The sequence below is a fragment of the Phyllobacterium sp. genome (assembly GCF_037994405.1).
In the GTDB taxonomy this organism is placed as follows: domain Bacteria; phylum Pseudomonadota; class Alphaproteobacteria; order Rhizobiales; family Rhizobiaceae; genus Phyllobacterium.
Window position 1 is genome coordinate 1 of record NZ_JBBNAN010000373.1, and the last position, 8,184, is coordinate 8,184.

The 8,184-nt window shown below is 55.8% G+C and carries 8 protein-coding genes; 6 read left to right on the plus strand and 2 right to left on the minus strand.

The window, feature by feature from the left end; genetic code table 11:
- The first annotated feature begins 488 nt into the window (after positions 1 to 488).
- Both AAAC48_RS20900 and AAAC48_RS20905 read left to right on the plus strand, forming a co-directional pair.
- The gene (locus AAAC48_RS20900) at positions 489 to 734 is read left to right on the plus strand and encodes a BrnT family toxin (protein ID WP_340656035.1); all 246 of its coding nucleotides are present in this window, start codon (positions 489 to 491) and stop codon (positions 732 to 734) included.
- Entirely contained in the window at positions 731 to 1,039 is a 309-nt protein-coding gene (locus AAAC48_RS20905; RefSeq protein ID WP_340656036.1) for a BrnA antitoxin family protein, read from the plus strand. The genes AAAC48_RS20900 and AAAC48_RS20905 overlap by 4 nt, the downstream gene beginning before the upstream one ends.
- A gap of 282 nt (positions 1,040 to 1,321) precedes the next feature.
- Here the strand turns inward: AAAC48_RS20905 and AAAC48_RS20910 are convergent, their stop codons facing one another.
- Positions 1,322 to 2,209, minus strand: coding sequence for a LysR substrate-binding domain-containing protein (locus tag AAAC48_RS20910; protein WP_340656037.1), 888 nt, complete (start codon positions 2,207 to 2,209; stop codon positions 1,322 to 1,324).
- Between the two features lie 114 nt (positions 2,210 to 2,323).
- On the opposite strand from AAAC48_RS20910, the gene AAAC48_RS20915 reads away from it, so the two are divergent.
- The gene (locus AAAC48_RS20915) at positions 2,324 to 3,313 is read left to right on the plus strand and encodes a zinc-dependent alcohol dehydrogenase family protein (RefSeq protein WP_340656038.1); all 990 of its coding nucleotides are present in this window, start codon (positions 2,324 to 2,326) and stop codon (positions 3,311 to 3,313) included.
- A gap of 188 nt (positions 3,314 to 3,501) precedes the next feature.
- On the opposite strand, the gene AAAC48_RS20920 is transcribed toward AAAC48_RS20915, so the two are convergent.
- Complete coding sequence (locus AAAC48_RS20920) at positions 3,502 to 3,663, minus strand: hypothetical protein (protein WP_340656039.1); 162 nt, start codon at positions 3,661 to 3,663, stop codon at positions 3,502 to 3,504.
- A 651-nt stretch (positions 3,664 to 4,314) separates the two neighbouring features.
- Here AAAC48_RS20920 and AAAC48_RS20925 point away from each other — a divergent pair.
- From AAAC48_RS20925 to AAAC48_RS20935, 3 genes are all read left to right on the plus strand, one after another.
- Positions 4,315 to 5,613, plus strand: a complete 1,299-nt coding sequence (locus tag AAAC48_RS20925) for a CmpA/NrtA family ABC transporter substrate-binding protein (RefSeq protein WP_340656040.1) — start codon at positions 4,315 to 4,317, stop codon at positions 5,611 to 5,613.
- A gap of 68 nt (positions 5,614 to 5,681) precedes the next feature.
- Positions 5,682 to 6,515, plus strand: coding sequence for a nitrate ABC transporter permease (gene ntrB, locus AAAC48_RS20930; RefSeq protein ID WP_340656041.1), 834 nt, complete (start codon positions 5,682 to 5,684; stop codon positions 6,513 to 6,515).
- Between the two features lie 10 nt (positions 6,516 to 6,525).
- Positions 6,526 to 7,323 carry an ABC transporter ATP-binding protein gene (locus AAAC48_RS20935; protein ID WP_340656042.1) on the plus strand — a complete coding sequence of 266 codons (798 nt, stop codon included), beginning with the start codon at positions 6,526 to 6,528 and terminating at the stop codon, positions 7,321 to 7,323.
- Positions 7,324 to 8,184 lie beyond the last annotated feature (861 nt).

Genomic DNA, 8,184 nt, shown 5'->3' on the forward strand with positions numbered 1-8,184 from the left:
TTCTCCATATTGTGCGCGGCATCGTTGTCGGGAGTCTTTCGGGTGAAATGCACGACATAGTCCGACATGTCATCCCAATCCGGGTCACTAAGTCTTCTCAACAATTCTTGCATTTTTCCCACCCAAGCAACGAAACTCGGTTGTTATACAATTCTAACAATTAACAACGGTGTTAAACGCTCAGAAAATAGGCATTCTACGCCATTTCTTCCTTCACGAGGGCGATCGCCTCCAGCGCTTCGGCCCATGTGCCGAGATATGTGCCGCACGAACTGCAGTGGATTGGCGTGCTCAAAGTCACGTTTTGGGTGAGCGCAAGATAAATGGTTTGGCAGAAGGATACGATTCTTTGGCACTACTGACTAAACCATTCCAAACGGGGCTTTGAACGGCTCTATGCCCGATAAGAACAATTATCGGGCGCGGCCAATTATATTATTTGTATCACTTTTATTGTTGGCAATTTATTTAATGTGATACAAAAAATCATGCAAATCACGTGGGATGAAAACAAAACACATTCAGAATCTGGAGAAACGCGGCTACAATTTTGCCGACTCAATATGGAGTTTTTCGCAGCATCGACCATTCTGCCGAGCAAGCAAAACCGCATGATGGCAATCGGTGTTTTGGGCAACAATGTGATCGCAGTTGTCTTCGCCCGCTTGGGAAGGGAAGGCTTGTCGGTGATTTCCATGCGCACCGCCAGTCAGAAGGAAAGGAAGATTCTATGACCACCAAACATCGAATCAAACCCTTGACTGCTGCCGAAGAAGCCAAGGTCCAGAAACAGATTGCCAGCGATCCGGACGCACCCGATGCAACCGACGAACAGTTGGCGCAGGCCAGGCCGTTTGCCGAAGTCTTCCCCGACCTGATGGAAAGCATCAAGCGGGCGAGGGGACGGCCGAGCGTCGAGAAACCACGGCAGCAAATCTCCTTGAGACTGGACCCCGACGTTATCAAGGCATTCAAATCCACTGGCAAGGGATGGCAGGGCCGGGTGAATGAGGCCCTGCGTAAGGCAGCTGGATTGTAGACAACTGCCGTAATTCGGTTAGCCACTGGCTTTTCAGAGCGGCCTCGATCGAAGCTGCGCGGGAAGCTGATATCTACATTGGTCAAAAGATATGCCGCTTCTGATGTCAGCGTCGTTCCACGGGCAATTGAAAAGCCGAGGGAGCAAAATCTGCCGGTTTCCCACCGTTAAGAGGTTTCTTGCAGCCGATTGAGCTGTTTTATTTTCCTGGCCATAACTGAAAGACTTGGGGCAAGATCTTCAACATCACGGCAGGACCTGCGCCGCTTTCTGCGTCGGCACTCAGCCGAAGGTTGCCGCGACAAAGTCGATGAAGCTGCGCCGCTTTGGTGTCGGTCGCCGATCAGCAGCGAACACAATGTGCATTGGCCGGGAGGGTCCCTCATACTCCGGTAGCACCCGCACCAGCCGTCCTGAGGCGAGGTCTTCCTTCAACATGTCCACTGCCTGGAGAATAATGCCAAAGCCATCCAGCGCCGCCTCGCGCAATGCCTGCCCGTTATTGGCAAGGAAGCGGCTGCGGACCTTGACCTTATGAACGCCTTGCGCGTCCGTGAATTCCCATTCGTCGAGTGGCGGCCGCGCCCAATAGGCGAAACCAAGACATTCGTGATCGGTTAGGTCGTCAGGTGTCTCCGGTACACCGCGTTCGGCGAGATAGGTCGGCGACGCACATGCCACCAGCCGATAAGGCGCAAGCGACCGGGCTATCAGCGTGGAATCCGTCAGAGGTGAGATCCGGATCACGGCGTCATAGCCTTCGTCGACCAGATCGACGATACGGTCGGACAATGTGAGATCGACAGTCACATCGGGATATCGTCGCATGTATTTCGTGAGCATGGGCACCAGGCTATAGGAGCCGAAAGTCACCGGCGCATTGATGCGCAATCGGCCCCGTGGGATCGCCTGCAGATCCTGAGCTAGTGCCTCGGCTGCCTCGGCTTCAGCCAACACCAGTTTGCAACGCTCGTAAAACGCACGCCCTACCTCGGTCAAGCTCTGGCGCCGAGTGGTTCTGTTGAGAAGCTGCGCACCGATCCGCTCCTCAAGAAAGCGTACATGCTTGCCGACCATCGGCGAGGAGAGGCTAAGCGCCGGCGCTGCAGCCGCAAAGGAGCCAGCCTCCGCGGCCTTGACGAACACCGCCATACTGGTCAGTCGATCCATAATTAGAAACCAATGCTTTCGATAGTTGTCACAACCGTTCCATTTATCCCAATACAGAAACCAATCATATAGAGGATGTCGGCCAAGCGTCATCGTCAACAGGAGATCGGTTTCATGTCACGCATCATACGTTTCCACGAACTGGGCGGCCCGGAAGTGCTGAAAATCGAACAGGTCGACGTCCCGCCGCCAGGACCAGGGGAAATCGCGGTTGAGATCAAGGCGTTCGGTCTGAACCGGGCCGAATCCATGTTCCGCTCCGGCCCTTATGTCGAGACGCCGGATTTTCCCGCCCGGCTCGGCTATGAAGGTGCGGGCGTGGTTACGGCGCTGGGGGCGGGCGTAAACGACTTTGTCCCTGGCGACGCGGTCAGTGTGATTCCGCCGCTCTCCATTACCCGATGGGGATCCTACGGCGAAGTCGCGAACTTTCCCGCAGCGGTAGCGGTCAAGCATCCGTCATCCCTGACGTGGGTCGAGGCTTCCGGAATCTGGATGCAGTATGTTACGGCCTATGGTGCGTTGATCGAGATCGCCAAGCTGGCCAGGGGTGATGTCGTCATCATTACCGCTGCGTCCAGCAGCGTTGGGCTCGCGGCGATCCAGACCGCTCGGGCTGTCGGTGCAATGCCCATCGCCACAACCCGGACCAGTGCCAAGAAATCTGCTTTGCTAGATGCTGGTGCGGCTCACGTCATCGTCACGCAAGAGGAAGACCTTGCTAGGCGGGTGGGCGAGATCACAAAGGGTGCCGGTGCCCGTATTGCCTTCGACCCCGTCGCAGGACCGATGTTGTTGCAACTGGCAGGCGCTATGGCTCCAAATGGTATCGTGATCGAATATGGGGCCCTTAGCCGGGAACCGACGCCATTGCCGCTTTTTCCTGTGCTTGCCAAGAACCTGACGCTGCACGGCTATCAGTACAAGGAGGTCGTCCGCGACCAAGCACAACTGGATCGAGCCAAACGTTTCGTCCTGGACGGACTTGCGTCAGGTGTATTGAAGCCGATCATCGACAGGGTTTTTGCTTTCGATCAGATCGTCGAGGCGCACCATTACCTGGAATCCAATCAGCAGTTCGGGAAGATCGTCGTGACTGTATGATCGGCACTCATCTCAGAAGACAGGGAGTGGCGAGTATTGTTGGTGCGTTCGACATACTGTGGGGAAGATTGACACAGAATGACGTTCGCTAGTCCTTACGCAGGGGCATCGCGACAAAGATTGCCGCGGTACCCGCTGTAGTGAGGATTGCAGCGAATGTGGTAGCCCCGACGCTCAATCCGATCAGGTCAATAAGGTAACCAGTAGCGACAGGGAACATAGCCGCCGCCGATGTTAAGGACGGCATTGGCCTCGGCTCTCCGGTTGGTCGGCACGTGTGTGCCGATTAGCGTGAGCCCCTCGAGCTGGCCTAATCCCTGGCCGGCTCCGGCAAATACTGCCGCTGCCATCAAGAAACTTCAATGCGTTCACGGCAATGGCTAGGCTTATCATCGAAATCATGGCGGCTGCCGCACCGATCAGGAAGATTCTCTGGACAGGGAGTGTTCTTACGGCGAACTGTACGCCGGTCGCCGTTATTAACATGACGCAGGCGGTGCCGCCAGCGACAACGGGGCTGGTGGCGGCGGGAGCCAAATTCATAAAACTCGAGGGCGGCGGCCACGACCTACACCCGGCACCGATAATTACCGCAATCGCTGATCACATCGGGGGGCGCATTCGTCCGATATCTCAGCGGGGATAAACGTGTCCAATTTTTGTGCGTGCACAATAAATTTGCATGCATTTCCTGCAACAGCACAAATTTCTCGCTTTGGTCGACCAATTTTGGTATCCCAGACGAACAACCCTTACAAATTTTTGATTGTTTTCAATAATTTAACGGTTTTATATGAAAGTGGCATGCAGTTTGCATGTACAGGTTGTTCCGTCAATGACGACAGGAACCCGTAGGGCGCCGCATAGGGTGCCTCAAAGACATCGATGTCGCTCGGGCGAGTAGATTTCACCGGTCAATCCCCGGGGAATGCACTCCATCCAGCGGCTTTTTTTATGGCTCGAACGGCTGAATAAGGCCGAAGCATTTTAAGGGAACAACGATGAAACACATACTGTCGACTGGCATACAAAGACGAAAACTTCTGAAAGCAGGCGGAATGCTGGCGCTCCTTGCCGCTGCCAAATCTGCCTTTCCCGCTGGCGCTTATGCAGCTGCTTCAGGTCCCGAGACCACGAAGGCAACACTGGGCTTCATTGCGCTGACCGATTCCGCGCCATTGATCATCGCCAAGGAGAAGGGCCTGTTTGCCAAATATGGCATGCCGGACGTCGAGGTGGTGAAGCAAGCCTCGTGGGGCACAACACGCGACAACTTGGTGCTGGGTTCAACTGGCAATGGCATCGACGGCGCGCATATTCTCACCCCGATGCCTTACCTCATCAGCACCGGTAAGGTGACCCAGAACAACCAGCCTTTGCCCATGGTCATCCTCGCGCGCCTCAATCTCGACGCCCAGGCGATATCCATCGGGTCGGCCTATGCCGATTTGAAGGTTGGAGCCAATTCCGGCGTTTTGAAAGAGACTTTTGCCAAGAAGAAGGCAGAGGGTAGCGCCGCCAAAGCTGCGATGACATTCCCTGGGGGCACGCATGATATGTGGATCCGCTATTGGCTCGCTGCCGGTGGCATCGACCCCGACAAGGACGTCGAAACCATCGTCGTTCCACCACCACAGATGGTTGCCAACATGAAAGTCGGCACGATGGATTGCTTCTGCGTTGGCGAGCCTTGGAATGCGCAGCTCGTCAATCAGGGCATCGGCTACACCGCAATCAATACGGCGGAAATCTGGGCCAAGCACCCGGAAAAATCGTTTGCCATGCGCGCCGATTGGGTTGAGAAAAACCCGAACGCCACCAAGGCGCTGCTGATGGCAGTGATGGAAGCCCAGCAATGGGCTGACGACTTGGCGAACAAGGACGAACTGGCAGCAATTGTTGGCAAGCGCGCCTGGTTCAATGTCCCCGCCACCGATATCGTCGGACGGTTGAAAGGCAATTACGACTATGGCTCGGGACGCGTCGAAACGGCCAGCCCGCACCTGATGAAATTCTGGCGCGACCATGCCTCCTATCCGTTTCAAAGCCATGAAAAGTGGTTTCTGACCGAAAATATCCGCTGGGGTAAATTTGCGCCGGACACGGACATCAAGGCATTGGTCGGCAAAGTCAATCGCGAGGATCTCTGGCGCGAGGCAGCAAAGGAACTCGGCGTTGCCGCTTCCGATATTCCCGCCTCAACCTCGAGAGGCTCGGAAACTTTCTTCGATGGCAAGATTTTCGATCCGGACAACCCCCAGACCTATCTGGCCAGCCTCGACATCAAACGTTTTGCTTGAAGGAAACCGGCATGGCAGTCAGCCCCATTCCTATTAGCTCCAACAAGAAGCCATATGCGGTCAAGATCATGACATTCGCGGTTTCCCCAAAAACTGTTGCTCGGCGGTCGCTTGCGCAGTGGCTCTCCTCTTTGGCAGGGCATATCCTGCCGCCGCTCATTACCTTGGCGTTCTTGATGGTGTTTTGGGAGATCATCTGTTCGTCACCAACGGCAAGCGTTCCACCGCCGTCGCGTGTCGTCTCCGAAACCTGGGAACTGATTGTTCATCCGTTCTATGTGGGGCAGGGCGTTGACCAGGGTCTGTTCTGGCACATTTTTGCCAGCCTCAGGCGTGTGGCCTTTGGCTATTGTCTTGCGGCGATCGCCGGGATTGCGCTTGGTACGCTGGTCGGGCAGAGCGATTGGGCCATGCGGGGTCTCGATCCGATCTTCCAGGTCTTGCGCACCGTGCCGCCGCTTGCTTGGCTGCCACTTTCACTCGCCGCTTTCAAAGACGGTAATCCCTCTGCAATCTTCGTGATCTTCATTACAGCCATATGGCCGATCATCATCAACACGGCCGTTGGCATTCGCAATATTCCGCAGGACTACCAGAATGTTGCGAAAGTACTTCGCCTAAACCAGTTCGAATATTTCACCAAGATCATGATCCCGGCAGCAGCGCCTTATATTTTCACGGGCCTGCGCATCGGCATCGGCCTGTCGTGGCTCGCCATCGTTGCTGCTGAAATGCTCATCGGCGGTGTAGGCATCGGTTTCTTCATCTGGGATGCCTGGAACTCCTCACGCATCAGCGACATCATTCTGGCTCTCATCTATGTCGGCATTGTTGGTTATCTGCTTGATCGTGCCATCGCCTTCCTCGCCAATACCGTCACCCGCAACACTGCAAGCGCCTAAGGAGACGATGATGTCAAAGCCCTATCTCTCGCTTGAGCAGATCGACATGGTGTTCAGCCGCGGCGGCACCACCACGCAGGTCTTACAACAGGTTTCCCTGACAGTCGAAAAGGGTGATTTCATTTCGATTATCGGCCATTCTGGTTGTGGAAAATCGACCCTGCTCAACATTGTGGCAGGCCTGACCGAGGCCACACGCGGTGTGGTTTTTCTGGAAGGCGCAGTTGTCGATGCACCGGGACCGGACCGGGCAGTCGTGTTTCAGAACCATTCCTTGCTGCCTTGGCTGACGGTCTACGAAAACGTCAAGCTGGCTGTCGACAAGGTATTCTCGGCGACAAAAAGTCGGGCAGAGCGTCATGAGTGGACCATGCGCAATCTCGAATTGGTACAGATGGTCCACGCCAAGGACAAGCACCCATCGGAAGTCTCCGGCGGCATGAAGCAGCGCGTCGGCATTGCGCGGGCATTGGCGATGGAGCCGAAAGTTCTGTTGCTCGATGAACCGTTCGGGGCACTTGACGCGCTGACGCGGGCGCATCTTCAGGATCAGGTAATGCAGATTCACGCTGAACTTGCCAATACGGTGCTGATGATCACCCATGATGTGGATGAGGCCGTGCTCCTCTCTGATCGTATCGTCATGATGACCAACGGGCCTTCAGCTAGGATCGGAGAGATTCTGCATGTCCCGCTCATTCGTCCGCGTCGGCGCATCGAGCTGGCGTCTGATGCGACCTACATCCGCTGCCGATCGGCAGTGCTGAAGTTCCTCTATGAGCGTCACCGGCTCGTGGAGGCTGCGTAGGAGTATCGTCACATAAACTTAGCGTCAGGTATGGCCTGAGCCAGCGTTCCGTCACCTACAAACGTCACCGTGCTCCCGCCGCAAATCATCGCCCATGCCGGCGCTTTGAGCGCTTGTTACATTCAGGGCACAAGCCGGAACCCTGACCAACAGCGGAGATCACCTACCCGCCAGCGATGCGTTCAGCGCCAACAACCCGCACATTCGGTCCGGGAGACCATTCTGATTTTGTTTTGCATAAGGGCGCATAACAACTTGCCCGTCAGCCCATCAAGCCAGCTTCACACAGATTGAGGAAGGCCCCATTTAACTGCCAAGCGACACCGTATCTTCACGGTAGGCACTGAGCCAATCGCGTAGGGCGTCAAGCTCCATTTGGCCATCAATAGTAGTTGCGGTCGTCTCTCATCGATTGTCCCCATTCTCAGCCAGGCGCATCGCTTCAATCGGTACATGCGTGCAGCCGCGCCGGATCGCGCGCCGGATAATTGCTACGGATAGCGGCAGGGTGGAGGCGGTGGGTCGCGACCGCGTGCAGCGTATGAGCCCGATAGCGTTGCAGGCCTACGACCTCGTCCTCCGCGCCAAGGCGCTGATCTCGAAGTATACCAAAACGGATAACCAGGAAGCGCTTGCGTGCGCGGAACGGGCGGTCGAGCTAGATCCCACTAGTGCGCGGGCGCATTCGTTAAATGCAGTGCGACAGCTCTATTTGGCCTGGCTGATGATCTCGGCGAAGCGCGCTTGGGCATCCTCGATCGTCATGTCCTTGTTGGCGAAGAATTCCGTGTTCAGATCCTCAAGCTGACCTTGCGCATCCGAGGAGAGCGCCTGCTCGATTGACGGCAAGACGTTGTTGCC

Coding starts and splice junctions, on each gene's coding strand:
- AAAC48_RS20900 (WP_340656035.1), top strand. CDS start 489: ATGCAAATCACGTGGGATGAAAACAAAACACATTCAGAATCTGGAGAA.
- AAAC48_RS20905 (WP_340656036.1), top strand. CDS start 731: ATGACCACCAAACATCGAATCAAACCCTTGACTGCTGCCGAAGAAGCC.
- AAAC48_RS20910 (WP_340656037.1), bottom strand. CDS start 2,209: ATGGATCGACTGACCAGTATGGCGGTGTTCGTCAAGGCCGCGGAGGCT.
- AAAC48_RS20915 (WP_340656038.1), top strand. CDS start 2,324: ATGTCACGCATCATACGTTTCCACGAACTGGGCGGCCCGGAAGTGCTG.
- AAAC48_RS20920 (WP_340656039.1), bottom strand. CDS start 3,663: ATGGCAGCGGCAGTATTTGCCGGAGCCGGCCAGGGATTAGGCCAGCTC.
- AAAC48_RS20925 (WP_340656040.1), top strand. CDS start 4,315: ATGAAACACATACTGTCGACTGGCATACAAAGACGAAAACTTCTGAAA.
- ntrB (WP_340656041.1), top strand. CDS start 5,682: ATGACATTCGCGGTTTCCCCAAAAACTGTTGCTCGGCGGTCGCTTGCG.
- AAAC48_RS20935 (WP_340656042.1), top strand. CDS start 6,526: ATGTCAAAGCCCTATCTCTCGCTTGAGCAGATCGACATGGTGTTCAGC.